This window comes from Microvirga brassicacearum (genome assembly GCF_008757455.1).
GTDB lineage: Bacteria > Pseudomonadota > Alphaproteobacteria > Rhizobiales > Beijerinckiaceae > Microvirga > Microvirga brassicacearum.
In genome coordinates, this window is record NZ_VCMV01000065.1 from 1 (window position 1) to 319 (window position 319).

1 protein-coding gene is annotated in these 319 nt (G+C 63.0%); it reads left to right on the forward strand.

Translation table 11 applies throughout. From position 1 onward, the window contains the following. Positions 1-319: carboxymuconolactone decarboxylase family protein (locus tag FEZ63_RS22275; protein WP_150948967.1), on the forward strand; the 319-nt coding region annotated here is incomplete at both ends.

The following is a 319-nucleotide window of genomic DNA, read 5'->3' on the forward strand; positions in this document are numbered from 1 at the left end:
AAACTGCGGGCCTCGCAGATCAACGGCTGTGCCTACTGCATCCACATGCATGCCACCTATCTGCGCAAGCATGGTGAAAGTGAGATGAGGCTGTACATGTTGGATGCCTGGCGGGAATCCTCCCTCTACAGCGCGCGGGAACGCGCGGCGCTTGGCTGGACCGAGGCGCTCACCCGGCTCGCCGAGACGCGGGCACCGGATGAGGACTACGAGCGACTCAAAGCTCGGTTCACCGAATCCGAACAGGTCAACCTGACCCTGGCGATCGGCGCGATCAACGTTTGGAACCGGCTCCAGGTCGGCTTCAGGGCTGCGCACC